The sequence below is a fragment of the Variovorax robiniae genome, assembly GCF_037889955.1.
Lineage (GTDB): Bacteria > Pseudomonadota > Gammaproteobacteria > Burkholderiales > Burkholderiaceae_C > Variovorax > Variovorax robiniae.
The window spans coordinates 133,715-158,599 of the sequence record NZ_JBBKZS010000007.1; the positions used below are offsets into that span (position 1 = coordinate 133,715).

20 protein-coding genes and 4 tRNA genes are annotated in these 24,885 nt (G+C 65.7%); 6 read left to right on the forward strand and 18 right to left on the reverse strand.

Annotated features, from left to right (window positions below):
- Positions 1-12: 12 nt before the first annotated feature.
- Positions 13-780 carry a PA3715 family protein gene (locus tag WKW79_RS17985; RefSeq protein ID WP_340336541.1) on the forward strand — a complete coding sequence of 256 codons (768 nt, stop codon included), beginning with the start codon at positions 13-15 and terminating at the stop codon, positions 778-780.
- Between the two features lie 10 nt (positions 781-790).
- On the opposite strand, the gene WKW79_RS17990 is transcribed toward WKW79_RS17985, so the two are convergent.
- The 13 genes from WKW79_RS17990 to WKW79_RS18050 form a co-directional block, all read right to left on the reverse strand.
- Complete coding sequence (locus WKW79_RS17990; protein WP_340336542.1) at positions 791-2,104, reverse strand: MFS transporter; 1,314 nt, start codon at positions 2,102-2,104, stop codon at positions 791-793.
- A 22-nt stretch (positions 2,105-2,126) separates the two neighbouring features.
- On the reverse strand, positions 2,127-2,759 hold the full coding sequence (locus tag WKW79_RS17995) for a DUF6806 family protein (RefSeq protein ID WP_340336543.1): 633 nt from the start codon (positions 2,757-2,759) through the stop codon (positions 2,127-2,129).
- A gap of 19 nt (positions 2,760-2,778) precedes the next feature.
- Positions 2,779-2,870 (reverse strand) — tRNA-Leu (locus WKW79_RS18000).
- 102 nt (positions 2,871-2,972) lie between these two features.
- Positions 2,973-3,046 (reverse strand) — tRNA-Cys (locus tag WKW79_RS18005).
- Positions 3,047-3,131: 85 nt separating this feature from the next.
- Positions 3,132-3,207 (reverse strand) — tRNA-Gly (locus WKW79_RS18010).
- 53 nt (positions 3,208-3,260) lie between these two features.
- Positions 3,261-5,711 carry an endopeptidase La gene (gene lon, locus WKW79_RS18015; protein WP_340336544.1) on the reverse strand — a complete coding sequence of 817 codons (2,451 nt, stop codon included), beginning with the start codon at positions 5,709-5,711 and terminating at the stop codon, positions 3,261-3,263.
- A 126-nt stretch (positions 5,712-5,837) separates the two neighbouring features.
- A complete protein-coding gene (clpX, locus tag WKW79_RS18020) occupies positions 5,838-7,103 on the reverse strand; it encodes an ATP-dependent Clp protease ATP-binding subunit ClpX (RefSeq protein WP_340336545.1) in 1,266 nt (421 codons plus the stop codon).
- Between the two features lie 132 nt (positions 7,104-7,235).
- On the reverse strand, positions 7,236-7,844 hold the full coding sequence (clpP, locus tag WKW79_RS18025) for an ATP-dependent Clp endopeptidase proteolytic subunit ClpP (RefSeq protein ID WP_340336546.1): 609 nt from the start codon (positions 7,842-7,844) through the stop codon (positions 7,236-7,238).
- 113 nt (positions 7,845-7,957) lie between these two features.
- On the reverse strand, positions 7,958-9,277 hold the full coding sequence (gene tig, locus WKW79_RS18030) for a trigger factor (protein WP_340336547.1): 1,320 nt from the start codon (positions 9,275-9,277) through the stop codon (positions 7,958-7,960).
- Positions 9,278-9,305: 28 nt separating this feature from the next.
- A tRNA-Leu gene (locus WKW79_RS18035) sits at positions 9,306-9,392 on the reverse strand.
- 74 nt (positions 9,393-9,466) lie between these two features.
- Positions 9,467-12,712, reverse strand: coding sequence for an efflux RND transporter permease subunit (locus WKW79_RS18040; RefSeq protein ID WP_340336548.1), 3,246 nt, complete (start codon positions 12,710-12,712; stop codon positions 9,467-9,469).
- On the reverse strand, positions 12,709-13,887 hold the full coding sequence (locus WKW79_RS18045) for an efflux RND transporter periplasmic adaptor subunit (protein ID WP_340336549.1): 1,179 nt from the start codon (positions 13,885-13,887) through the stop codon (positions 12,709-12,711). The genes WKW79_RS18040 and WKW79_RS18045 overlap by 4 nt, the downstream gene beginning before the upstream one ends.
- 131 nt (positions 13,888-14,018) lie before the next feature.
- Positions 14,019-15,938, reverse strand: coding sequence for a potassium transporter Kup (locus WKW79_RS18050; RefSeq protein WP_422823911.1), 1,920 nt, complete (start codon positions 15,936-15,938; stop codon positions 14,019-14,021).
- A 9-nt stretch (positions 15,939-15,947) separates the two neighbouring features.
- Here WKW79_RS18050 and hpnC point away from each other — a divergent pair, with 9 nt between their 5' ends.
- From hpnC to hpnE, 3 genes are read left to right on the forward strand one after another with little or no spacing between them, the layout of a single operon-like run.
- Positions 15,948-16,823: a squalene synthase HpnC gene (hpnC, locus tag WKW79_RS18055; RefSeq protein ID WP_422823912.1), complete on the forward strand. Its 876-nt coding sequence runs from the start codon at positions 15,948-15,950 to the stop codon at positions 16,821-16,823.
- A gap of 47 nt (positions 16,824-16,870) precedes the next feature.
- Complete coding sequence (hpnD, locus tag WKW79_RS18060) at positions 16,871-17,713, forward strand: presqualene diphosphate synthase HpnD (protein WP_340336551.1); 843 nt, start codon at positions 16,871-16,873, stop codon at positions 17,711-17,713.
- Positions 17,714-17,768: 55 nt separating this feature from the next.
- A complete protein-coding gene (gene hpnE, locus WKW79_RS18065) occupies positions 17,769-19,034 on the forward strand; it encodes a hydroxysqualene dehydroxylase HpnE (RefSeq protein ID WP_340336552.1) in 1,266 nt (421 codons plus the stop codon).
- Positions 19,035-19,189: 155 nt separating this feature from the next.
- Here hpnE and WKW79_RS18070 read toward each other — a convergent pair whose 3' ends face one another.
- A complete protein-coding gene (locus WKW79_RS18070) occupies positions 19,190-19,918 on the reverse strand; it encodes an HAD family hydrolase (RefSeq protein WP_340336553.1) in 729 nt (242 codons plus the stop codon).
- A 15-nt stretch (positions 19,919-19,933) separates the two neighbouring features.
- On the opposite strand from WKW79_RS18070, the gene hemH reads away from it, so the two are divergent.
- Positions 19,934-20,965, forward strand: coding sequence for a ferrochelatase (gene hemH, locus WKW79_RS18075; RefSeq protein ID WP_340336554.1), 1,032 nt, complete (start codon positions 19,934-19,936; stop codon positions 20,963-20,965).
- A gap of 131 nt (positions 20,966-21,096) precedes the next feature.
- Complete coding sequence (locus tag WKW79_RS18080; protein WP_340336555.1) at positions 21,097-21,357, forward strand: hypothetical protein; 261 nt, start codon at positions 21,097-21,099, stop codon at positions 21,355-21,357.
- Here WKW79_RS18080 and WKW79_RS18085 read toward each other — a convergent pair.
- The 4 genes from WKW79_RS18085 to WKW79_RS18100 are packed head-to-tail and all read right to left on the reverse strand — an operon-like array spanning position 21,339 to position 24,856.
- Positions 21,339-21,845, reverse strand: a complete 507-nt coding sequence (locus tag WKW79_RS18085) for a DUF1993 domain-containing protein (protein ID WP_340336556.1) — start codon at positions 21,843-21,845, stop codon at positions 21,339-21,341. The two genes, WKW79_RS18080 and WKW79_RS18085, sit on opposite strands and share 19 nt — an antisense overlap.
- A 53-nt stretch (positions 21,846-21,898) precedes the next feature.
- Positions 21,899-22,777 carry an alpha/beta fold hydrolase gene (locus tag WKW79_RS18090; RefSeq protein ID WP_340336557.1) on the reverse strand — a complete coding sequence of 293 codons (879 nt, stop codon included), beginning with the start codon at positions 22,775-22,777 and terminating at the stop codon, positions 21,899-21,901.
- Positions 22,774-23,838 (reverse strand): branched-chain amino acid ABC transporter permease, encoded by a 1,065-nt coding sequence (locus WKW79_RS18095; protein ID WP_340336558.1) that lies wholly within the window; start codon positions 23,836-23,838, stop codon positions 22,774-22,776. Before WKW79_RS18095 ends, WKW79_RS18090 begins: the two co-directional genes overlap by 4 nt.
- Positions 23,839-23,872: 34 nt before the next feature.
- Complete coding sequence (locus tag WKW79_RS18100; protein WP_340336559.1) at positions 23,873-24,856, reverse strand: branched-chain amino acid ABC transporter permease; 984 nt, start codon at positions 24,854-24,856, stop codon at positions 23,873-23,875.
- Positions 24,857-24,885: the final 29 nt, after the last annotated feature.

The following is a 24,885-nucleotide window of genomic DNA, read 5'->3' on the forward strand; positions in this document are numbered from 1 at the left end:
AACCAAACGAACGTGCGCCCCTCCCGATTCGCCGCGGCCCTGCTCCTCGCCCTGCCCACCCTCGCGGCGCAGGCCGCTTGCGAGAGCGGCCTGGCCGAACGCATGCACGCCAAGCTGCATCCGGACCGGCCACTCGACGAGGAGCGCGCCGCCTGCAAGCCCTGGCCCGCCTACCCGGGCCGCAGCATCGTCGTGCTGCCGATGCCGCGCCCCTCTTCCGATCCCGGCGTGACCAGCTACGACCTCGAGCTGCTCGTCATCCAGCGGCCCGACAACGGCAACACCGAGCGCGACACCATCCTCGCCCGGATGTTCGAGCCCAATGCGCTGACCGAAGACGCTGTCGCCATCCAGGACATCCGCATCGACACCGGCCGCTACGCGCTCGCGGCCAACACGCGCGCCTTCGGCATCCGCGTGCGCTACCGCGGCGCATCGCGCGTCAACCCCTATGCCAGCGAGACGCTGCAGCTCTACGTGGCCCAGGGCGCCAAGGTGCGCAAGGTGCTCGACGAGATCGAACTCGACATGGACGGCGGCGAGTGGGACGCCACCTGCACCGGCCATTTCGAGCATGTACGCGGCACGCTGGCGGTAGGGCACGGCGTCAGCGAAGGCTTTGCCGACCTGATCGTGCAACGCACCCAGACCCAAAACCGAGCCGAGTGGCAAGAAAGCGGCGAGTGCATCGAGAAAGCGCTGCCGGTGAAGCTGCGCACCTTCACGCTGCGCTACGACGGCGAACGCTACCCGATTCCCAAGGCGCTGCGAACCGAGTAGCAGCCCCGCCTCAGCGCGCGGCCTCCAGGGCGGCTGCCCGACCGCGCTTCATGTCGATCGGCAGCAGCAACAGCAGGCCGGCAATGAACAAGCCCGAGGTCGCGAAGATCGCAATGCGCTGGTTGCCACCGGCCATCCAGGTGATGGCGCCATAGCTCAGGGGCCCAATGATGCTGGCCAGCCGCGTCGAAAAGCTCCAGAGGCCGAAGAACTCACCCAGCTGCTGCGGCGGCGCCAGCACACCCGCCATGGCGCGCCCCGCCGATTGGCTGGAGCCCATGGCGAGCCCTGCGATGGCGGCGGCGCACCAGAACCCGCCCTTGGTGGTGACAGAACCCGCAATGATGCACACCGCAATCCAGGCCACCAGCGTCGTCGAGAGCGAGATCTTGTGACCGATGCGGTCCTGCAAGTAGCCGAAGCTGAACGCACCCGCCGCCGCGGCCAGGTTCAGCGCAAAGATTAGGACCATCGTCTCCTGCGGCTTGAAACCGATCACCTGCTCTGCATAGATCGCCGCCAGCGTGATCGCCACCGCCACGCCGCCCTGGTAGGCCACGGTGCAGGCCAGCAGCCACATGAAATCGGAGAAGGCGCGTGCCTGGTCGAAGGTGCGGCGCAACTGACGCCAGGAGTCGCTCCACGAGACACGGCCGGAAGCCGCCGCCGGCTTGGCGCGCTCGGGCAGCAAGGCAAAGGTCACGCACGCCGCCAGCCCATACATCAACGCGGTCACCAGCATCGTCACCGGCACGAAGTGCGAGGCCGGCAGCCCCTGCGACTGCGCCCACAGCACATAGGCCAGACACACGCCCAGCGTCAGCATACCGCCGATGTAGCCAAAGCCCCACCCCCATCCGCTGACCTTGCCCATGCCCTCGGCAGTGGCCAGTTCAGGCAGGAAGGCGCCGGTGAGCGATTCCCCGTACGAGTAGAAGGTGTTGGACACGATGACCAGCAGCATCGCGAGCCCGACCGCTTCCATGCCGGAGAGACGCGGCGTCAGCGCCAGCGCGGCGGTGCTGAGGATGCAACCCGCCGTCGCCAGCATCAACACCCGCTTCTTGGCGGCGCGCAGGTCCGCCCAGGCGCCGATCATCGGCATGGTGAACATCACGATCGCGTACGCGATGCTCAGCGACAGCGTCCAGGCGAAGGCGCCCCAGGCCGCCCCCTTCGCCAGGCCACCCACGAAGTAGGCGGCGAACACCGCGGTGATGACGACCGTGGTGTAGCCCGAGTTGGCAAAGTCGTACATCGCCCAGCCGAACACCTCGCGCTTGCGCACGCCAGCATTCAAGGCCGAGGAAGGAAACAGCGCCAAGCGTTGTGTTGCGTAGTCGGGATCAGTGGAGATGGCGCGGACGGCGACCGCCGCCGTGCCCACCCGCTCCCGGCGCACCGCCGCTGCCGCGCGGGCGCTTGCCGATCTCGAGCGAGCTGACCAGCGCGTCGAAACGGTCGCCGAACAGCTTGTCGATCTCGCCGACCACGCCGCCGAGCTCCGAGCCGTCGAAGTGGCGCTCCATCAGCGCCACCACGTCCTCCACCAGCAGGTCGCGTTGCACCTGCATGATCGCGGCGGGGTTCGGCCCCACGAACAGCATGATGAAGTCGTCGCGCGATTCTTCGTCGGCGTCGCCTTCTTCCTCGTCGTAGTCGGTGTCGTAGAAGGTGATCTCGATGGCCGCGCCCTGCTCGGCCAGCTCGTTGAGCGCCATGCACATCTCGTCGAGTTCCTGGCGGAAGTCCTCGTCGCCGGGGACGGTCCAGCACATCGTCAGCATGTGCTCCTTCTGGTCGAAGCGGATGCCGGGCTCTTCTTCATAGGCGCTGGTGGCGCCGTCGGCCAGCGACTTGGCGCCGGCGTACTTCCAGAGCGGGCGCAGGGCCTCCTGGATCTGGTCGAAGCTGACGTCGGCGCGCAGCGGCACATCGCCGTGCACGTGTATTTCGAACGGAGCGTTGTAGCGAGGCATGTCTTGCTCCCTTGTAAGTTGGTGCCCGGGGCCGGAATCGAACCGGCATGCCCCTTTTCAGGAAGCGGCGGATTTTAAGTCCGATGTGTCTACCAGTTTCACCACCCGGGCGATGGAGGTCAATGCGTCGAAGATAACCCAAACAAAAACAGCCTCTCCAACGAAGTTGATGAGGCTGTACAAATGGTCTCTCGCGAACGATGACCCAAGAGGTGGAGGCGCGATCCGGAGTCGAACCGGACTAACCGGATTTGCAATCCGGGGCATAACCGCTTTGCTATCGCGCCACGCTTGTCACTGACATTCAACCATACCGACTCGTCGTCGACTGGTCGAAAAAAAGGGAAGCGGAAGCTTCCCTTTTTCAAAAACTGGAGCGGGAAAAGAGTCTCGAACTCTCGACCTCAACCTTGGCAAGGTTGCGCTCTACCAACTGAGCTATTCCCGCGTTTCGAGCCTCGAATTATATACCGGTTTTTCGAGACTTGGCAAACATCCCGCTCAATGTTTCACGGAAGACGAATCTTCCGCGGGTTGCACGGCCGCACGTTGCTTGGCCAGTTCGGCGACGGCGGCTGCGGATGCGGCCACCTCTTCGTCGGACAGCGGCGTCGGCGTCTTCTCGAGCGCGATCTCCAGCACCTTGTCGATCCACTTGACCGGGATGATCTCTAGGCCGTTCTTCACGTTCTCGGGAATGTCCTGCAAGTCCTTGGCGTTCTCTTCGGGGATCAGCACCGTCTTGATGCCGCCGCGCAAGGCGGCCAGCAGCTTTTCCTTCAGGCCGCCGATGGCAGTGACTTCACCGCGCAAGGTGATCTCGCCGGTCATCGCGACGTCGGCCCGCACCGGGATGCCGGTGAGCGCCGACACGAAGGCCGTCGTCATCGCCGCGCCCGCGCTCGGGCCGTCCTTCGGCGTCGCGCCATCGGGCACGTGGATGTGGATGTCGCGCTTCTCGAAGATCTCGTCCTTGATGCCCAGGCGGCGCGAACGGCTGCGCACCACCGTGCGTGCAGCCTCGACCGATTCCTTCATCACGTCGCCGAGCGAACCCGTGCGGCTGATGATGCCCTTGCCCGGCATGGTCACGGCCTCGATCGTCAGCAGGTCGCCGCCGACTTCGGTCCACGCGAGGCCGACCACCTGGCCGACCTGGTTCTGCTTCTCGGCACGGCCGAAGGTGTACTTGCGAACGCCCAGGAAGTCGTTGAGGTTCTCGCCGGTGACCGTGACCTGCGGCGTCATCTTCTTCAGCAGCAGGCCCTTGACCACCTTGCGGCAGATCTTGGACAGCTCGCGTTCCAGCGAACGCACACCGGCTTCACGGGTGTAGTAGCGCACGATGTCGCGTACGGCTTCCTCGGTGACCAGCAGTTCGCCTTCCTTCACGCCGTTGTTCTTCAGCTGCTTGGGCAGCAGGTACTTCAGCGCGATGTGGGTCTTCTCGTCTTCCGTGTAGCCGGCCAGGCGGATGACTTCCATCCGGTCCAGCAGGGCCGGTGGGATGTTCATCGAGTTGGACGTCGCCACGAACATCACGTCGCTCAGGTCGAAGTCGACCTCGACGTAGTGGTCGCCGAAGGTGTGGTTCTGTTCCGGGTCCAGCACTTCCAGCAGCGCGCTCGACGGGTCGCCACGGAAGTCCGTGCCAAGCTTGTCGATCTCGTCCAGCAGGAACAGCGGGTTGCGCGTGCCGACCTTGTTCAGGCTCTGCAGCACCTTGCCCGGCAGCGCGCCGATGTAGGTGCGGCGATGGCCCCGGATCTCGGCCTCGTCGCGCATGCCACCCAGCGCCATGCGGGTGTACTTGCGACCGGTCGCCTTGGCGATCGACTGGCCCAGCGAGGTCTTGCCCACGCCCGGAGGGCCGACCAGGCACAGGATCGGGGCCTTCACCTTGTCGACGCGCTGCTGCACCGCGAGGTATTCGAGGATGCGGTCCTTGACCTTGTCGAGGCCGTAGTGGTCCTCGTTGAGCACTTCCTCGGCATGCGCCAGGTCGTGCTTGATCTTGGTCTTCTTGCTCCACGGCAAGCCGACCAGCACGTCGATGTAGTTGCGCACGACGGTCGCTTCGGCCGACATCGGCGACATCAGCTTGAGCTTCTTGAGTTCGCTCTCGGCCTTCTTGAGCGCGTCCTTCGGCATCTTGGCAAGCTTGATCTTCTTCTCGATCTCCTCGATGTCCGCGCCCTCTTCGCCTTCGCCCAGTTCCTTCTGGATCGCCTTGACCTGTTCGTTCAGGTAGAAGTCGCGCTGGTTCTTCTCCATCTGGCGCTTCACGCGGCCGCGGATCTTCTTGTCGACGTTGAGGATGTCGACTTCGCGTTCGAGCTGGCCAAACAGGTTTTCCAGGCGTGCCTTGACATCAGCCAGGTCCAGCACGGACTGCTTGTTGTCGAGCTTGAGCGGCAGGTGCGCGGCGATGGTGTCGGCGAGGCGGCCCGCATCGTCGATGCTGGAGATGGACGTGAGGATCTCGGGCGGAATCTTCTTGTTGAGCTTCACGTACTGGTCGAACTGCTGCATCACGGCGCGACGCAGCGCTTCGATCTCGGTGCCGGTCTGCGCGGCGCCTTCGCCGCCGCCGATCGGGCTCACGTTGGCCGAGAAGTGCGTCTCGCCATCGTCGATGCGGTTGACGCGGGCGCGTTGCTGGCCTTCGACCAGCACCTTGACCGTGCCATCGGGCAGCTTGAGCATCTGCAGGATGGTCGAGACGCAGCCGACTTCGAACATGTCCTCGACGGCGGGCTCGTCCTTGGCTGCGGCCTTTTGCGCGACCAGCATGATGCGGCGCTCGGCTTCCATCGCGAGTTCCAGCGCCTTGATGCTCTTGGCGCGGCCGACGAACAGCGGAATCACCATGTGAGGGAACACCACGACGTCCCGCAGCGGCAGCAGCGGCAGGTCGATGGCTTCAGGTGGCAGGGGTGTATGACCGGACATGCGAATCCTCTTGTTGTGTCAGGCAAAGATGGAACGCGCCGCGCGAATTTCAAGCCCGCGCGGCGCGTTCAATGTGAGGCACACGCCGCCTGGCGTGTGAGAGGTCGGCGTGAAGACCGCGGCCACCTACGCCTTTTTGGCCGCCTCGCGGTAGACGAGCAACGGTGGCTTGCTTTCGTCGATGGTCGATTCCTCGACCACGACCTTGTCGACATTGGTGGCATTCGGCAGTTCGAACATCGTGTCGATCAGCGACTGCTCGAGGATCGAGCGCAGGCCGCGCGCGCCGGTCTTGCGGGCCAGTGCCTTGCGGGCGATGGCCTTCAGAGCGGCGGGGCGGATCTCCAGGTCCACGCCCTCCATCTGCAGCAGCTTGGTGAACTGCTTGACGACGGCGTTCTTGGGCTCGGTCAGGATCTGCACCAGCGCGTCTTCGCTGAGCTCGGCCAGCGAGGCGACGACCGGCATACGACCCACCAGTTCAGGAATCAGGCCGAACTTGATCAGGTCTTCGGGCTCGACCTCGCGGAACACTTCCGTGAGGCTGCGCTGCTGCTTGCTGCGCACCGATGCGCCGAAGCCGATGCCCGAAGCCTCCGTGCGGTTCTCGATGACCTTCTCCAGCCCCGCGAACGCACCGCCGCAGATGAACAGGATGTTGGTCGTGTCGATCTGCAGGAAGTCCTGGTTCGGATGCTTGCGGCCGCCCTGCGGCGGCACGCTGGCCATGGTGCCTTCGATGAGCTTCAACAGCGCCTGCTGCACGCCCTCGCCCGACACGTCGCGCGTGATCGACGGGTTGTCGGACTTGCGCGAGATCTTGTCGATCTCATCGATGTAGACGATGCCGCGCTGGGCACGTTCCACTTCGTAGTTGCAGCTTTGCAGCAGCTTCTGGATGATGTTCTCGACGTCTTCGCCGACATAGCCGGCCTCGGTCAAGGTGGTGGCGTCGGCCATCACGAAAGGCACGTCGAGCATGCGCGCCAGCGTCTGCGCGAGCAGCGTCTTGCCGGAGCCCGTGGGGCCGATCAGCAGGATGTTGCTCTTGCTGAGTTCGACGTCGTCGCCCTTGGCCTTTTCCTTGTGGCGCAGGCGCTTGTAGTGGTTGTAGACCGCCACCGCGAGCATGCGCTTGGCCGGCTCCTGGCCGATCACGTAGTTGTCGAGGTTGGCCTTGATTTCGAGCGGCGTCGGCAGGTCGTTGCGGGCGTCGCGTGCTTCCTCGCCGGCCGGCAGTTCATCGCGAATGATCTCGTTGCACAGGTCGATGCATTCGTCGCAGATGAACACCGACGGACCGGCGATCAGCTTCTTGACCTCGTGCTGGCTCTTCCCGCAGAACGAGCAGTAAAGCGTCTTTTCGCTGGAGGAGCCTTTTTTCTCGGCCATGAAGGTGCCTCGTAACTGGAATTTAACAATGATAGCGAAACAAAAACGGCGTTCCCCGTGTGGGCAAACGCCGTTGTTGCTCGAATACCCGCCCCCGGCGGGGTACTGGCGCCGCAGCGCAATGCAGCCGAATCAGCTGCGCTTGGAAATCACCTGGTCGATGAGGCCGTATTCCTTGGACTCGTCGGCCGTCAGGAAATAGTCGCGCTCGGTGTCGCGGGCAATTTTCTCAAAGCTCTGGCCGGTGCGTTCGGCCAGAATTTTGTTCATTTGCTCGCGCGTCTTCAAAATATCACGGGCATGGATCTCGATGTCCGTGGCCTGGCCGCGTGCGCCGCCAAGCACCTGGTGGATCATGATCTTGGAATTGGGCAGCGAGAAGCGCTTGCCCTTTTCACCCGCCGCCAGCAGGAAGGCGCCCATGCTGGCCGCGAAGCCGATGCACAGCGTCGACACGGCCGGCTTGATGAACTGCATGGTGTCGTAGATCGCCATGCCGGCGCTCACGCTGCCGCCCGGAGAGTTGATGTAGAACGAGATGTCCTTGTCCGGGTTTTCGCTCTCGAGGAACAGCAACTGCGCCACCACGAGATTGGCCGTCTGGTCGTTGACCTCGCCGACCAGGAAAATCACGCGCTCTTTCAGCAAGCGCGAGTAGATGTCATAGGACCGCTCGCCGCGGCCCGATTGCTCGATCACCATCGGCACCATGCCGAGAGCTTTAGTGTCCAGTGCGCTCATGAATTGCTCCGTTCAGTGCTTGACCTTGCCAGCGGATGCCGGCACGGTGCAAATGGGGTGGGCCTGCGCAGTTGCAAGCCCGCCCGATCGTGCAGTATCGGTCAGACCCGCGATCAGCCTTGTTGCTGCTGCGCCATCAGTTCGTCGAATGAGACGGCCTTGTCGCTGACTTGCGCCTTGCTCATGACGAAATCGGTCACGTTGTTCTCGATGACCACGGATTCGACTTCGGCCAGGCGGTTGTTGTCGCTGAAGTACCAGCGCACGACGTCTTGCGGCTTCTCGTAGCTGGCGGCCATTTCGTCGACGTGGGCCTTGATCTGCTCCGGCTTGGCTTGCAGGTTGTTGGCGCGCACGAGTTCGGCGACGACCAGGCCCAGGCGCACGCGGCGCTCAGCTTGGGCCGTGAAGATCTCTTCGGGGATCGGCGCCTTGTCGGCGTCCTTGATGCCGCGTTGCTTGAGTTCGGCGCGGGCGCCTTCGACCATGCGCTGGACTTCCTGCTGCACGCTGGCCTTGGGCAGGTCGAGTTCGGCATTGGCGATCAGCGCGTCCATGACGGCGGTCTTGTTCTTGGCCAGCAGGCGGAACTTCACTTCGCGCTCGAGGTTGCGCTTGATGTCGGCGCGCAGGCCTTCCACGGTGGCTTCGGCGATGCCGAGCGACTTGGCCAGCTGCTCGTTGACTTCGGGCAGGTTCGTCGATTCGATCTTCTTCACGGTGACCATGAAGTCGGCTTGCTTGCCGGCCACGTCCTTGCCGTGATAGTCGGCCGGGAAGGACAGCGGGAAGGTGCGGCTGTCGCCGTTCTTCAGGCCGCGCACGGCGTCTTCAAATTCCTTGAGCATCTGGCCTTCGCCGACGATGAACTGGAAGTCCTCGGCCTTGCCGCCCTGGAAGGTCTCGCCGTCGATCTTGCCTTCGAAGTCGACCGTCACGCGGTCGGTGTCCTGCGCTTGCGCGTCGAGCGCGCGTTGCGCGAAGGTGCGGCGCTGCTTGCGCAGGATGTCGAGGGTCTTGTCGATGGCTTCGTCGCTGACATCGGCGGTCAGGCGCTCGATGGTGGCGCCGGACAGGTCGTTGATCTTGACTTCAGGGAACACTTCGAAGACGGCGTCGAAAGCGAGCTGGCCTTCGGGCGCTTCTTCCTTTTCCGTGATGCGGGGCTGGCCGGCGACACGGAGCTTGGCCTCGTTGGCGGCTTGCGAGAAGGCTTCGCCGACCTTGTCGTTCATGACCTCGTAGTGCACCGAGTAGCCATAGCGCTGGGCCACGACGTTCATCGGCACCTTGCCCGGACGGAAGCCGTCCATCTTGACGGTGCGCGCGAGCTTCTTGAGGCGCGAATCGACTTCGTTCTGGATGGAGCCGACCGGCAGGGTCAGCGTGATCTTGCGCTCGAGCTTTTCGAGGGTCTCAACAGTCACGGTCATTTTTTGTTCCTCAAAAGGAGTTTGGAGCTGGTGCGCGGGGCCGGACTCGAACCGGCACGTTCTTGCGAACGTCAGGACCTAAACCTGGTGCGTCTACCAATTTCGCCACCCGCGCGGTCCGATGAAATCAACGAAAAACGGGCGGCCCTCTGTGGAGACCACCCGCTCGAAATCGGTCAACTGCGCATTTTAAACTGGAACGGAACCCGCTTTTGGTTCGCGCCTGATGCGAAACGCCGCGGCGTACATCGCGGGCAGCGCCAGCAGGGTCAATACGGTGGCCACGATGAGACCGCCCATGATCGCCACGGCCATCGGGCCCCAGAACACGCTGCGCGACAGGGGGATCATCGCCAGCACCGCGGCGGCGGCCGTCAGCACGATCGGGCGCAGGCGGCGCACGGCCGATTCCACGATCGCATCCCAGGCCGGCACGCCGGCGCGCCGGTCGCTTTCGATCTGGTCGATCAGGATCACCGAATTGCGCTGGATCATGCCCATGAGCGCGATCACACCCAGCAGCGCGACGAAGCCGAAGGGCCGGTCCAGCAGCAGCAGCGCACCGGCCACGCCCGCAATGCCCAGCGGACCGGTGATGAAGACCAGCAGCGAGCGGCTGAAGCTGTGCAGTTGCAGCATCAGCAGCGTGAAGACCAGGAACAGCATGATCGGCACGCCGGCCACGATCGACGAGGAGCCCTTGCTGCTCTCCTCCACCGCGCCGGCGACGGCGATGCGGTAGTTGACCTGGCCGTCGGCATGCCATTTGGCTTCGAGTTCGCGAAGTTTCGGCAGCACTTCATTGGTGACCGTTGCGCCTTGCAGGCCTTCAACGATGTCGCCCTGCACGGTGATGGCGTAGTCGCGGTTCTCGCGCCACATGACACCCGGCTCCCAGGTGAAGACTGGTTTGGCGATCTGCGTGAGCGGGATCGAGCGGCCCGAGGCGGTGGGCAGGTAGGCGTTGCCGATATCGGAGATGGCTTCGCGTTCGTCGGGCGACTGGCGCAGCACGATGTCGATGAGCTTGTCGCTCTCGCGGTACTGGCCGACGGGCGTGCCGGTGAACATGGTGCGCGAGGCCTGCGCGATGGCCTGGCTGGTGATGCCGAGTGCGCGCGCCTTGGCCTGGTCGACCTCGAGACGGATGACCTTGACCGACTCGTTCCAGTTGTCGTTGACGCCGCGCATGTGCGCGTTCGCGCGCAGGGCCGCCTTGACCTCGTCGGCGCGCAGGCGCAACTGGGTCGGGTCGGTACCGGTGACGCGGAACTGCACCGGATAGGTGACCGGCGGGCCGTTGGGCAGCAGCTTCACGCGGCCTCGCACCTCGGGGAATTCGCGGGCCAGCAGCGCGGGGACCTTCATGCGCAGCGCCTCGCGCTCCTTCAGGTCGCGGGCCAGCACGATGAACTGCGACACGTTGGTCTGCGGGAACACCTGGTCGAGCGGCAGGTAGAAGCGCGGCGCGCCGGAGCCGACCCAGGTGGCGACGGAACTCACACCGGTTTCTTCCATGAAGCGGCGCTCGACGCGCCTGGTGACTTCCTCGTTGGCCGCGAAGGAGGTGCCTTCGGGGAACCAGATCTCGACCATCAGTTCCGGCCGGCTCGAATCGGGGAAGAACTGCTGCTGCACCTTGCCCATGCCGAAGATGCCGAGGCCGAAGATCAGCACGGTCGCGCCGATGGTGATCCAGCGGTGCGTCACGCACCAGTTCACGGCGCGGCGGAAGCCGTTGTAGAAGGGCGTGTCGAAGAGTTCGTGCGGCGGCGCCTCGGGGTCGTGCGGCTTGATCTTGAGCAACACGGTGCCGAGGTAGGGCACGAAGTACACGGAGACGATCCACGACAGCACCAGCGCCACCACTGTCACGCCGAAGATCGCGAAGGTGTATTCGCCGACCTGCGACTTGGCCAGGCCGATCGGCAGGAAGCCGGCCGCGGTGATCAGCGTGCCGGTGAGCATGGGCATGGCCGTGACTTCATAGGCGAAGGTGGCGGCGCGAACCTTGTCGTAGCCCTCCTCCATCTTGCGCACCATCATCTCGACCGCAATGATCGCGTCGTCCACCAGCAGGCCCAGCGCGATGATCAGCGAGCCCAGCGAGATCTTGTGCAGGCCAATGCCGAAGTAGTTCATCGCAAGGAAGGTGACGGCGAGCACCAGCGGGATGGTGATCGCCACCACCAGGCCCGGGCGCAGGTCCACATACCAGCCGCCGGTGAAGCGCGTCCAGCCCTGCTTGCTGCCCTTGTGCAGGCCGAGCGAAATGAAGCTCACGCCCAGCACGATCACCACCGCCTCGATCAGCGTGCCGACGAACTCGTTGACCGAGCGCGACACGGCCACCGGCTGGTCCTGCACCTGGGCGAGTTGCACGCCGGCGGGCAGGCGCTTCTGGATGTCCGCCGTGGCAATGCGCAAGGCCTTGCCCAGCGCGATGATGTCGCCGCCCTTGGCCATCGAGATGCCGAGGCCTATCACCTCCTCGCCTTGGTAGTGCATCTTGACGGCCGGCGGGTCGACATAGCCGCGCTTGATCTCGGCGATGTCGCCCAGCTTGAGCAGGCTGCCGGAGCTGCCGCGGATCGGCATCGCGCGCAGTTGCTCGACGCTGGTGAACTGGCCGCCGACGCGCACCTGCAGCACGTCGTTGGGCGACTGGATGGTGCCGGCGCTTTCCACCGCGTTCTGCGCGCCAAGTTGGGCAAGCACTGCGTTGAAGTCGAGGCCCAGTTGCGCCAGGCGCTTCTGCGAGACCTCGATCCAGACCTTCTCGTCCTGCACGCCGAACTGGTCGACCTTGGCCACGTCCTTCACGCGCAACAGTTGCTGGCGCACGTCGTCGGCGAAGTCCTTGAGCTCGGCATAGCTGAAGCCGTCGCTTTCCAGCGCGTAGATCACGCCGTACACATCGCCGAACTCGTCATTGAAGAACGGGCCCTGGATGGTGCCGGGCAGCGTGTAGCGCATGTCGCCGATCTTCTTGCGCACCTGGTACCAGACGTTCGCCACCTCGGCGGGCTTCGACGAGTCCTTGATGGTGAGGATGATCTGGGACTCGCCGGGCTTGGAATAGCTTCGGATGCGGTCGGCAAACGGGACTTCCTGAAGCGTCTTCTCGAGCTTGTCCGTGACCTGCTCCGCCACTTGCTGCGCCGTGGCGCCGGGCCAGTAGGTGCGCACCACCATCGCACGGAAGGTGAAGGGAGGATCTTCGTCCTGGCCGAGCTGGAAGTACGAGGCGAAGCCCAGCAGCATCAGCACCAGCATCAGGTAGCGGGTGAGCGGGCCGTGGTCGAGGGCCCACTTTGAGAGGTTGAAGCCGGATTTGGGTTCGGTGGCGGGCGTGCTCGTTGCGCCTGCGCCCTGCACTTCATGCCCTCGCGGCCCGCCGGTAGAAGGCGAGCCTTGTTCGTTCACCGCGCTCATCGCGTGGCACCCGCTGCCGACGTGCCGAGCGCCCTCACCTCGCGCTGCGAAGGCGCCGCCGGCGCCGAGATCACCTTGGGCTCATAGAGCGTCACCTTCTGGTTCGGCTGCAGCACATGCACGCCCGCGACCACCACCAGCATGCCCGGCGCAAGGCCGCCCGCGACCACGGCTTCGTTGCCGTCGGCCGTGGCCAATTGCACTGGCTGCGAGCGCACGGTCATCGTGTTCTTGTCGAGCACCCAGACTGCGCTGGCCATGCCGTCCTGGCGCAGCGCGCTGGTCGGCAGTTTGATCACTGCCACGCCGCTGTGCGACAGCGACTTGGGTCGCGCATAGACAGTGCTGCCGAGCGGCGGAGATTTGGCGGCGTCGATCGCGACCTTGACCGTGTAGGTCCGCGTCACCGGGTCGGCGCTGGCAGCCACCTCGCGCACCGTGCCTTCGATCTCGCGCTCGTCCGACCAGCCGCGCACGGCGACAGGCGAGCCGACCTTGACCAATGCGGCGCGGTCTTCCGGCACGGAGAACACCACGTCGCGAGCGCCATCCTGCGCGATGCGCACCACCGGCATGCCGGCCGTGACCACCTGCCCCGGCTCGGCCTCGATGGCCGTGACCACGCCGGACACATCGGCCACCAACGTGGTGTAGCTCGCCTGGTTGCCTTGGGACGAAAGTTGCGCCTGCGCCTGTTCGAACTGGGCCTGCGCCGCCTTGAAGGTGTTCTCCCGGTTCTCCAGGTCGGCGCCGCTGATGAAGTTCTGATCGCGCAGTTCCTTGTAGCGCTTGAGATGCGCCGCCGCCAAGTCGCGGTTTGTGGTGGCGGCCGCCAGTTGGGCGCGGGCGGCTTCGGCGGCGAGGCGGTAGTCCTGCGGATCGAGCTGGGCCAGCACCTGGCCGGCCTTCACCTGCTGGCCGACTTCCGCCTGGCGCTTGGTGAGCTTGCCGGCCACGCGGAAGCCCAGGCGCGATTCGATGCGGGGCTTGACCTCGGCCGAGAACTCGGGCTCGGTGCCGAAGGCGCTGGCGCCGACGGTCATGACTTTGACGGAACGGATCGGCTCTTCGGTGGCGGCGGGCTTGTGACAAGCCACCAGCGCGGCAGCGGCCAGCAGCAAGGCGCTGGCGCGGATCGGGAGGGTGAATAAGCGGCGCGAAACGGTTTCGGTCATGGAACACCCTGGGGAAATGGAGCGGTCCAGTTACTGACCGAGCGGTTAGTAATCTAGGGTAAACGCGAATCCTTGTCAACAACAACGATCGCCAAAAGTCACGGGGCCGGACCAGCCGCCGTGAACCGGGGCTAGTTCCGTTGCCCCATCTCCACCAGGCGATTCCCCGGCAACTCGAAATAGTCCGACGCCCGGCCCGCGTTGCGCTGCAACCAGCTGAACAGCGCCTGCCGCACCGGGTTCATGCCCGGCAGCTGCTCGGCCGTGACCGACGCACGCGAGGTGAAGTACGAGGTGCTCATCGCCTCGCAGGCCAGTCCCTTCTGGTAGGCAAAGATGCGGATGAACTCCGGTACGTCGGGCCGCTCCATGAAGCCGTGGTTGGCCGTCACCGCCCAGATGCCGTGCCCCAGGTCGCGCGCCACGATCCGGTTGGCGGCATCGACGCGCGGCGTGGGGCTGGACTGCACCACCAGCACGATCACCTGCGCGTGGAGCACCTGGTTGTGCTTGAGGTTGTGCAGCAGGGCGTGAGGCACCGAAACCGCATCGCGGTTCAGGAAAACGGCCGTGCCACTGACCCTGTGCGGCATATCCCCCGCCAGCGATTCAATGAAGGGCTCCAGCGGCAACTGTTGCGCTTCGGCGGCCTTGAGTCCCAGCCGGCGCCCCTTGGACCAGGTCGTGAAGAGCACCATCACCAGCGCCGCCACGGCCAGCGTCAGCCAGCCGCCCTGCGCCACCTTGAGGCTGTTGGCGACGACGAAAGTCAGGTCGATCGCGGCAAAGACGCTCGCGCCGACGATCACCGCCACGCGGTTCCAGCGCCACAGCTTGTAGGCCACCACGCTCGCCAGCAGGGTCGTCGTGACCATCGTGATCGACACCGCGATGCCATAGGCCGCCGACAACGCACTGGAACTGCCGAAGCCGACCACCAGCAACAGCACGCCCACCATCAGCATCCAGTTGATGCCAGGGACGTAGATCTGCCCAATGGCAGTGCCGGAGGTCTGCACGATGCGCATGCGCGGCAGGTAGCCCATGCGCATGGCCTGCGCCGTGAGCGAGAAAGCGCCCGAGATCACCGCCTGCGACGCGATCACCGTGGCCATCGCGGCCAGCACCACCATCGGCAGCACGGCCCAGGACGGGAACATGCGGAAGAAGGGGTTGTCGATGGCGCCCGGATTGGCCAGCACCAGCGCGCCCTGGCCGAAGTAGTTGAGCACCAGCCCCGGCATCGCGACGAAGAGCCACGCAATACGGATCGGCCTGGCGCCGAAGTGGCCCATGTCGGCATAGAGCGCCTCGCCGCCGGTGAAGGCCAGGAACACGGCCCCGAGAACCGCCAGCGACTGCGCCCGGTGCGTGACCAGGAAGCCAACCGCCCGGCTCGGGTCCAGCGCCGCCAGCACCTGCGGTTGCTTCAGCACCTGCATCAGGCCGGCCAGGCCCAGCACCACGAACCACAGCAGCATGACCGGCCCGAACACCTTGCCGACCACATGCGTGCCATGGCGCTGCACCGCGAACAATGCCACCAGGATGGCCATGGTGATCGGTACCACGAAAGGCTTCAGTGCATGCGCCTCCACCTCCAGGCCCTCGACGGCGGACAGCACCGAGATGGCGGGCGTGATGAGGCTGTCGCCGTAGAACATCGCCGCGCCGATCAGGCCCAGCAGGCCGAGGAGGCGCCAGACCCAGTAAGGCGTCCGCGCCTCGTCCACCGAACGCCGCGCGAGTGCCTGCAAGGCCAGGATGCCGCCCTCGCCGTCGTAGTCGGCACGCAGCACGAAGGTCACGTACTTGAGCGTGACGACCACCATCAGGCCCCAGAAGATCAGCGACAGCAAGCCCAGCACGGCATCGGGTGTGAAGGCCACCCCGTGTTCCGGATTCAGAGTCTCCTTGAAGGCGTAGAGGGGCGAAGTGCCGATGTCGCCGAAGACCACGCCCAGGGCCGCCACCATCACCCCCACCGATCCGCCACCGTGGGCGGCGTGGCCGGATGGAGAAGGCGTGGCCGGGGAAGTCGAGGAGCTCATTGCGAAGGGATGGTACAGGCGTGCCCGACAATTCGCCGCGTGGCTGAACATTACGAAAACTTCCCTGTCGCCTCGCTGCTGTGTCCGCCGCGGTTGCGACCTCCCATCACGGCCATCTACGGCTTTGCGCGCACGGCGGACGACATCGCGGACGAAGGCGATGCCAGCGCGGACGAACGACTCGCGCAACTGAAGGCCTATCGCGCCGACCTTCGCGCCTTGGCAAAAAGCGGCAAGGTTTCGGCCCGCTGGCCCGAGGTGTTCGGCCCGCTGGCCAAGGCGATGCACGACTTCTCGCTGCCGGAGCCGCTGCTGGCCGCGCTGCTGTCGGCCTTCATGCAGGACATCGAGAAAACCCGCGACGGCACCGACTACATCGACCGCGCCCAACTGCTCGACTATTGCGCGCGCTCGGCCAACCCTGTCGGGCGGTTGATGCTGCACCTGTTCGACATCCATGAGCCCGAGTCGCAAGCACGCAGCGACGCGATCTGCACGGCCTTGCAGCTCATCAATTTCTGGCAGGACCCGAGCGTGGACCTGCCGCGCGGTCGCTTCTACTTTCCGCTGGCCGATTGCGCGGCGCATCGCGTGAAGCCCGGCAAGCTCAAGGCCTTCGCGCCATCGTCGTCCACGCCGCCCACGCAAGCCATGAAGAAGCTGATCGCCGCAGAGGTCGCCTGGGCCCGGGAACTGATGCAGGAAGGCGCGCCGCTGGTGCACCGCGTGCCGGGCCGCATGGGCTGGGAACTGCGGCTCGTGGTGCAGGGCGGGCTGCGCATCCTCGACAAGATCGAGGCGCTGGACTTCGACACGCTGCGCAATCGCCCGACCGTCGGCGCGACTGACGCGCCGCTGCTGGCCTGGCGCGCGATGATGATGTGAGCGACCGCGGGTCGTCGACAATCGGGGGCAATGATTCCGGATTCACGATGACCACGCCCGAGCAATACGTCCAGCAAAAAGCCGCCGCATCGGGCAGCAGCTTCTACTACGCCTTCCTGTTCCTGCCGAAGCCGCGCCGTGCGGCAATCACGGCTTTCTACGCCTTCTGCCGCGAGGTCGACGACGTGGTCGACGAGGTGCGCGACCCCGGCGTCGCCGCCACCAAGCTGGCCTGGTGGCGCACCGAGGTGGCCCAGGCCTTCGCCGGCCAGCCGAGCCATCCGGTGATGAAGGCCCTTATGCCCTGCACCGCCGAATTCGGCATCGAGGCCAGGCAGTTGCAGCAGATCATCGACGGCTGCCAGATGGACCTGGAGCAGACGCGGTACCTCGCCTTCCCCAACCTCGCGCAGTACTGCCATTTGGTGGCCGGCGTGGTCGGCGAGGTGGCGGCACGCATCTTCGGCCAGACCGAGCCGGCCACGACCGAGTACGCGCACAAGCTGGGCCTGGCGCTGCAATTGACCAACATCATTCGCGACGTGGGCGAGGACGCGATGCGCGGCCGCATCTACCTGCCTGTGAACGAACTGCAGCAGTTCGACGTGAAGGCGCATGAGCTGCTCAACCGCGTGCATTCGGAGCGCTTCGTCGCGCTGATGAAGTTCCAGGCGGCGCGGGCGCATGCAGCCTACGACGAGGCGCTGGCGCTGCTGCCGCCCGCCGACCGGCGCACGCAGAAGCCCGGCCTGATGATGGCCAGCATCTACCGCACGCTGCTGCGCGAGATCGAGGGCGACGACTTCCAGGTGCTGAACCAGCGCGTGAGCCTGACGCCCGTGCGCAAGCTGTGGCTCGCATGGCGAGTGCAGGCGTTGGGCCGCATGTGACTGCGGTCTTTCTCCCTCTCCCTCCGGGAGAGGGTTGGGGTGAGGGCACGTGCCGATGAGCAAGCGCATCGCCATCATCGGCGCCGGCTGGGCCGGCCTTGCAGCCGCGGTAGAGGCCACTTCGGCGGGCCACACCGTCACCGTCTTCGAAACCGCCCACACCCTCGGCGGCCGCGCACGCGCCGTGCAAGCCATGCGCGCCGACGGGACGCCCATCACTCTCGACAGCGGCCAGCACATCATGATCGGCGCCTATGCGCAGACCTTGCGGCTGATGCGGGAGGTGGGCATCGACATCGACCAGGCGTTGCTGCGCACGCCGCTGGCGATGGTGTTCCCCGATGGCAATGGCCTGCGCCTGCCAAAGCTGCCGGCGCCGATCGATGCGCTGGTCGGCATCCTCCGGGTGCGCGGCTGGTCGTGGCGAGACAAGTTCGCACTCCTTCGCGTGGCCATCGGCTGGCAGCGAACGGGCTTTCAATGCGATGCGGCCCTGTCCGTCGCGGAGCTGTGCGCCAGCCTCACGCCGCGCGTACGCGACGAGATGATCGATCCGCTGTGCGTGTCCGCGCTCAACACGCCCACGGCGCAGGCCAGCGGACAGGTCTTCCTGCGGGTGTTGCGCGACGCGATGTTCGGGACGAGCGGCGGCTCCAACCTGTTGCTGCCGCGACAGGACCTGGGCGCCTTGTTTCCCGATGCAGCAGCCCGCTGGATCGGCGAGCGCGGCGGTCGTATTGCCGTCGGCCATCGGGCGCAAGCGATCGCGCCGACCGCAGACGGTTGGCAGGTCGACGGCGAAGGCTTCGATGCGGTCCTCCTCGCCTGCCCACCCGGCGAGGCCGCACGGCTCGTGGAAGGCAGCGGTGTCGGCAATACCGCCTGGTGCGCCCAGGCCCGCGCGCTGCGCTTCGAAGCCATCGCGACGATCTACCTGGAAGGCGGACACCGCCTGCCGGAGCCCATGCTGGCGCTGCATTCGACACCGGACGCGCCCGCGCAGTTCGTATTCGACCGCTCGCAACTCTGCGGCGACGCGGGCGTGTGGGCGATGGTCGTGAGTGCCAGCGAGACCGAGCGCGCCAAGCTGGAGGCCCAGGTCTGCGCACAGGCCACCACGCAATTGGCGTGCGTCGAACCGCGCGTGCTGCAAACGGTCATCGACAAGCGGGCAACCTTCGCCTGCACCCCCGGCCTCCAGCGCCCGCCCATGGCCATCGCACCCGGCCTGATCGCATGCGGTGACTACGTCGAAGGGCCCTACCCTGCGACGCTGGAAGGTGCAGTACTTGCTGCCATCGCTGCTGTATCGGCTTCTTGATGCGCCGCATTTCAACTGCTCGCACGACGTAGCCGATGCTGGATCGAGGGCATCGGGTGTTCCCCGCAGCGAAATAAAGGAGGAGGCCGAAGGCCGGGGGACATTCGCGGAGGGGAATACCCGGTGTCCTCGGTCCTCGCGCCGCCCTGCCCGATTCAGTTCGGCCCGGGCTCCAGCGCCGCACACAGCGCCTGCAGGTTCGGCACGATCAGATGCGGATGCATGCCATGCACCCAGGGCCGCTCGTCGCGCACCAGCCAGGCCGCCTGCATGCCGGCATTTAGCGCACCGACCACGTCGAGCTCGGCGTCGTCGCCGACATGCAGGATGTCGCGCGGCAACAGCCCGATCGATGCGGCGGCGGCACGGAAGATCGGCGCCTGCGGCTTGCCGCTGCCGAAGGAGCGCGCACTGAACGCGGTGCGGAACCAGCGCCCCACGCCGGTGAGATGGATGTCGGCATTGCCGTTGGAGATGGCCACCAGCGGATAGCGTTCGCTGAGCCAGCGCAGTGCGGGCAAGGCATCGTCATAGAGCTTGACCCGCTGGCGCGCGGCGAAGAAAGCGTCGAAGGCCGGCTCGGCCAGCGCCGGGTCCTCGCCCGCGCGCTTCAAGGCCGCACGAATCGACTCCAGCCGCATCAAGCTCATGTCGTGCGCAAGGTCCGAGCGCTCCTTCTCCGTAGCCTCGCGCAATTCGCGCATCACGCCTGGCGTCAGCAGCATGGCCGCGGTCTTCGGCGCTTCGGCTTCCAGCCACTTGTGCAACGTGCGCTCGGCGTATTCGATGGTGGGCCAGATCGGCCAGAGGGTGTCGTCGAGGTCGAGGGTGATGCCCGCGATGCGCTTCACATCGAGCGGTGGGGCCAGGGCTGCGGAGGTCATGCGCCAGAATACCCCATGCCTTTTCGCCCCGAACCGCCTGCAGTTTCTCCTGCCGACGAGCGCGTTGCCGTGCTCTGGTGCAACCTTGGCTCGCCCGACGAGCCGACCGCCCGCGCCGTGCGCGCCTACCTTGCCGACTTCCTCGGCGACCCGCGCGTGGTCGAGATACCGAAGCTGCTGTGGTCGCTGATCCTGCACGGCATCATCCTGCGCACCCGGCCGGCCAAGTCGGCCGCCAAGTATGCGAGCGTGTGGACGCCGGAGGGTTCACCCCTGAAGGAGTGGACGCGGAAGCAGGCGGTGATGCTGACCGGCTGGCTCGGCGAGCGCGGCCATCGCGTGAAGGTGGTCGAGGCGATGCGCTATGCCAACCCATCGATCGCGTCGCAGCTCGATGCGCTCAAGGCCGAAGGCGTGACCCGCGTGCTGGTTCTGCAGGCCTATCCGCAATACTCCGCGACCACGACCGCCAGCATGATCGATGCGGTGAACGACTGGAGCCGCGAGGTGCGCCGCCTGCCCGAGTTCCGCTTCGTCAACCAGTACCACGACGATCCGCTCTACATCGAGGCGCTGGCCGCCAGCGTGGAGGCGCACTGGAAGCACCACGGCCGGCCCGACCAGCTGGTGATGAGCTTCCACGGCATTCCGGCGCGCAATGTGCAGCTGGGCGACCCGTACCAGGCACAGTGCCTGGAAACCGGGCGCCTGCTGGCCGAGCGCCTGCAACTGCCGATCGACCGGCACCGTGTGACTTTCCAGTCGCGCTTCGGCCGCGCCAAGTGGCTGGAACCCTACACCGAGCCGACCTTGCGCGCGCTGGGCGCGGCGGGCACGGGCCGTGTCGACGTGATGTGCCCCGGATTTCCGGCGGACTGCCTCGAGACGCTGGAGGAGATCGCGATGGAGGGACGGGACGCGTTCCTGCAATCGGGGGGCAAGGAGTTTCACTACATCCCCTGTCTCAACGACAGCCATGCCTGGATCACCGCGCTGGCCGGGATTGCGGAACGGAACCTGCTGGGTTGGCCGACCGGCGCGGAATGAGCGGCCGTCGCGCGCACTGGGGAAAACGCTTGTAGTGATCCGGCTATGCCGAAAGAGAGACGCCATCCGGCAACGGATTGCGCCAATCGGCACATTGACCCCATGCACTGGACGGGTGATTCTCGACACCCATGAAAACCGCATTCAGGCTCGCCGCCACCACCCTGTCGTTGATCGCTTGCATCGTCGCACTGGGCGCGGTGGCGACCCTGCTGTATGACGCGATCATGGGGACCCGGCAGAACTTCGGGACACTGGGCATCCTGATGCTCGTCGGCCTGCTCGTCGGTCAGCTCCGGATTCTCTGGGTGTTGCTGCAACCCGGGACGGCGGAGGAGCCGAAGGCGCCGTACACCCCCGCCATCTTCAAGACTCAGGCCCGGCCGAGATAGTCCCGCTTGCCGATTGGCACGCCCTTGTGGCGGAGGATGTCGTAGGCGGTCGTGACGTGGAAGAAGAAATTCGGCAGAGCGAAATGCAACAGGTAGCCTTGGCCGACGAAGTTCAGTTCCGTCGGGCCGGCCTTGAAGCTGACCGCGCGCTCCTCGCTGGCGGCAAAGGCCTCGCGTGACAAGCCCTGGAGCCACTCGCGTGTCTTCGCGATGCGGGCTTTCAACTCTTCAAAGGTGGATTCGTTGTCTTCGTAGCTCGGCGCGGTGAGGCCGGTCAGGCGCGCCGCGGCGAGCTTGGCGGTGTCGCTGGCGATCTGGACTTGCTTGGAGAGCGGCAGCATGTCCTCCGCGAGGCGCGCACCGATGAGCGCGGCCGGGTCGAGGCCGGCGGCTGTGGCATGCGCCTGGCCCTTGTCGAGCAGGTGCGAGAGCTGGTTCAGGTTGTGCAGGAAAACGGTGACGGAGGCGTCGTACATCGAGAGGGGCATGGCGGGTCTCAGTGTTGTGTGGATAGGCGCGCGATTGTGCCGCCAAAAATCACTCAACCCGCCGCGCGGATGAATGCCTCGATCGGCTCCAGGTGCGCCGGCACATTCAACGCTGGCGCATGGCCGCAGCCCGGCACTTCGATCACTTGCAACTTGCCCTTGGCCCCGGGCCCGCGCGTGTGCATCTCGGTGATCGTCTCGCGCCGCACCAGGTCGGAGTCCACGCCGCGCAGGCACAGCACAGGCGCCTCGATCTCGTCATAGTGCGTCCAGATCAGGTAGTCATCGGGATGCGCGATGAACTGCCGCACCATGGCCGGGTCGTAGTGCGGCGTGACGCGGCCATCGGGCAGACGGCGCGTGGAGGTCTCGGTGAGGCGGCGCCATTGCGTATCGCTGAGCCAACCGTAAGGCTTGTAGACGGTACGGAAGAAGGCCTCGAGTTCGAGCACACTTTCGAAGGCAGGCGGGCTGCCGGCATAGGAACGGATGCGCTCGATGGCAGAGGCCGCGACTTCGGGCGCGGTGTCGTTGATGACCAGGCTTTGGATCCGCTGCTTCATGCGGGGCTGCACCAAGCCGGACGCGCACACCATGCCGATCGCGCCGCCCATCGAGGTGCCGACCCAGTGCAGGCGATCCAGCTTCAGCGCATCACAGAAGGCATCGGCGAGTTGCGCATAGAAGGAGAGCTGGTATTCATCGTCCGGCACCGGGCTCCACTGGCTCAGGCCGCGGCCGATGGTGTCGGGGCAGAGCACCCGAAAGCCGCGTTCGGCGAAGTGCTGCGCCAGTTCGTCCATGTCACGGCCGGTGCGCGCCAGGCCGTGCCATGCGACGATGACCTCGCCATCGCGCGGCCCCCAGTCCATGTAGTGAACCTCGCGGCCGACGAGTTGGACATAGTTGGAAGTCGGTGCAGCAGCGTTCATCCCAAAGCCCTTGTGCGAAGCCGGCCGACGATGCCGGTCGGGAAGTAGTAGACCGAGAGCACGAACAACACGCCGAGCCACAGCAGCCAGCGGTCCGGCGACAGCAAGGCCGACAGCCACGGCAGGTCGCTGGCGGCGCTGCTGCCCAGCTTGAGCAGGTCCTGCAGGTAGCTCTGCGCAATGACGAACAGCGTCGCGCCGATGACCGCGCCGTAAATGGTGCCCATGCCGCCGATCACCACGATGAGCAGCACGTCCACCATGATCTCGAAGCTCAGCGACGTATCCGGCCCGTTATATCGAAGCCAGATCGCCAGCATGGCGCCGGCCAGCGTGGCGAACAGCGCCGACAGCACGGCCGCCGTGGTGCGGTAGACCACCACGCGATAGCCGATCGCCTCGGCACGGAATTCGTTCTCGCGAATCGCCTGGAGCACCCGGCCGAAGGGTGAGTTGACGATGCGCAGCATGGCCAGCACCAGCACCACCGCGGCGACGAACAGAAAGTAGTAGCAGAGCAGGCGCCCATCGAGCGAGACGCCGAGGAAGGGTTCGTCGGAAAATTCGAAGCTCGGCGAGATCAGTTCCGGCAGCTTGAAGGTCAGCCCGTCTTCACCACCCGTGATGTCGGACAGTTGGGAGGCGAGTGTCTGGAAGGCCGAGGCCACGGCCAGCGTGATCATCGCGAAGAAGATCGCCCGCACGCGCAGCGAGAAGAGTCCGACCGCGAAGGACAGGACCAGTGACACAACGAGCGCGCCGCCGAGCCCGACCAGCATCGCGCCCCACCCTGCCCCGAGCCGCGTGGCCGCGATCGCGATGCCATAGGCGCCAATGCCGAAGAACATCGTGTGCGCAAAGCTCACGATGCCGGTGTAGCCCAGCAGCAGGTCGAAGCTCGCAACCAGCACGATGAACACCAGCACCTTGGCCGCCACGCTGAGCGCCTTGACGCCGGGAAAGATGAAGGGCGCGAAGGCCAGGCCGAGCACAACCGTGATGAGCAACATCGCGAGCAGGTGGCTGCGCGGCGAGTCGTGGGAGAGGAGTCTTTTCAGCATGGGGTGACGCCTGAAAGCGGAAGTGGGAACGGGTTCATCGATTCGCCACCGGATACACGCCCTGCGGGCGCCACAACAGGATGCCGACCATCAGCAGGATGTTCGAGAACAGCGCCAGCTTGGGCAGCAGGAAGCCGCTGTAGTTCGCCATCAGTCCGACCAGCAAGGCGCCGATCAATGCGCCGCCCGTGGAGCCCAGCCCGCCGATGATGATGACGATGAACAGCAGCACGTTCACCTGCGCGCCGATCTGCGGCACCACGCTCTGCTGGAACAGGCCCCACATCACGCCGCCGAGGCCGGCCAGCGCGCTACCGACCACGAAGATGCCGATGAACAGCCTGCGAATGCGGTAGCCGAGCGACTCGACCATCTCGCGATCCTGCACGCCGGCGCGGATCAGCAGGCCGACCTTGGTGCGCGACAAGGTCCACGCCATGCCACCGAATACGACCAGCCCGACGGCCACCGCGAAGAGCCGGTACTTCTCGATCGCCGCACCGAGCCAGAACACCGTGCCCGCCATTGCCGTGGGCGGCAGCAGCGGCAATTGCGCCGGCCCCCAGATCACCTTGATGAGTTCCTCGCCGATGATCATGCCGCCCATCGTGATGAGGATCTGCTTCAGGTGCTGGCCGTACACCGGCCGCACGATGAAGCGCTCGAACAGCAGCCCCAGCGCCCCGGCCGCGACCATCGCGATGACGAGCGCCGGTACGAGCGCCATCAGGTTGCGGCCCAGCGCGTCGGCCGTCGACCAGTCGCTGAGCCCACCAAGCACCGTGGTCGCCATGTAGGCACCGAGCGCGATGAAGACGCCATGGCCAAAGTTCAGCACGTCCATGAGACCGAACACCAGCGTCAGGCCCGAGGCGATGATGAAGATGATCATGCCCATCGCCAGGCCGGCGATGGTGAGCGTGAGCCAGGTCGAGAAGGAGCCGGTGAGCGGCAACGCGATGAGCGCAAGCACGGGCACGAGCAGCAGCGGCTTCCAGTCGAAATCCATACCCTTCATACCGCCATCTCCCCGCTTCGCTCCCTCTC

Coding starts and splice junctions, on each gene's coding strand:
- WKW79_RS17995 (WP_340336543.1), bottom strand. CDS start 2,759: ATGCCTCGCTACAACGCTCCGTTCGAAATACACGTGCACGGCGATGTG.
- lon (WP_340336544.1), bottom strand. CDS start 5,711: ATGTCCGGTCATACACCCCTGCCACCTGAAGCCATCGACCTGCCGCTG.
- clpX (WP_340336545.1), bottom strand. CDS start 7,103: ATGGCCGAGAAAAAAGGCTCCTCCAGCGAAAAGACGCTTTACTGCTCG.
- clpP (WP_340336546.1), bottom strand. CDS start 7,844: ATGAGCGCACTGGACACTAAAGCTCTCGGCATGGTGCCGATGGTGATC.
- tig (WP_340336547.1), bottom strand. CDS start 9,277: ATGACCGTGACTGTTGAGACCCTCGAAAAGCTCGAGCGCAAGATCACG.
- WKW79_RS18040 (WP_340336548.1), bottom strand. CDS start 12,712: ATGAGCGCGGTGAACGAACAAGGCTCGCCTTCTACCGGCGGGCCGCGA.
- WKW79_RS18045 (WP_340336549.1), bottom strand. CDS start 13,887: ATGACCGAAACCGTTTCGCGCCGCTTATTCACCCTCCCGATCCGCGCC.
- WKW79_RS18050 (WP_422823911.1), bottom strand. CDS start 15,938: ATGAGCTCCTCGACTTCCCCGGCCACGCCTTCTCCATCCGGCCACGCC.
- hpnC (WP_422823912.1), top strand. CDS start 15,948: ATGGTACAGGCGTGCCCGACAATTCGCCGCGTGGCTGAACATTACGAA.
- hpnD (WP_340336551.1), top strand. CDS start 16,871: ATGACCACGCCCGAGCAATACGTCCAGCAAAAAGCCGCCGCATCGGGC.
- hpnE (WP_340336552.1), top strand. CDS start 17,769: ATGAGCAAGCGCATCGCCATCATCGGCGCCGGCTGGGCCGGCCTTGCA.
- WKW79_RS18070 (WP_340336553.1), bottom strand. CDS start 19,918: ATGACCTCCGCAGCCCTGGCCCCACCGCTCGATGTGAAGCGCATCGCG.
- hemH (WP_340336554.1), top strand. CDS start 19,934: ATGCCTTTTCGCCCCGAACCGCCTGCAGTTTCTCCTGCCGACGAGCGC.
- WKW79_RS18080 (WP_340336555.1), top strand. CDS start 21,097: ATGAAAACCGCATTCAGGCTCGCCGCCACCACCCTGTCGTTGATCGCT.
- WKW79_RS18085 (WP_340336556.1), bottom strand. CDS start 21,845: ATGCCCCTCTCGATGTACGACGCCTCCGTCACCGTTTTCCTGCACAAC.
- WKW79_RS18090 (WP_340336557.1), bottom strand. CDS start 22,777: ATGAACGCTGCTGCACCGACTTCCAACTATGTCCAACTCGTCGGCCGC.
- WKW79_RS18095 (WP_340336558.1), bottom strand. CDS start 23,838: ATGCTGAAAAGACTCCTCTCCCACGACTCGCCGCGCAGCCACCTGCTC.
- WKW79_RS18100 (WP_340336559.1), bottom strand. CDS start 24,856: ATGAAGGGTATGGATTTCGACTGGAAGCCGCTGCTGCTCGTGCCCGTG.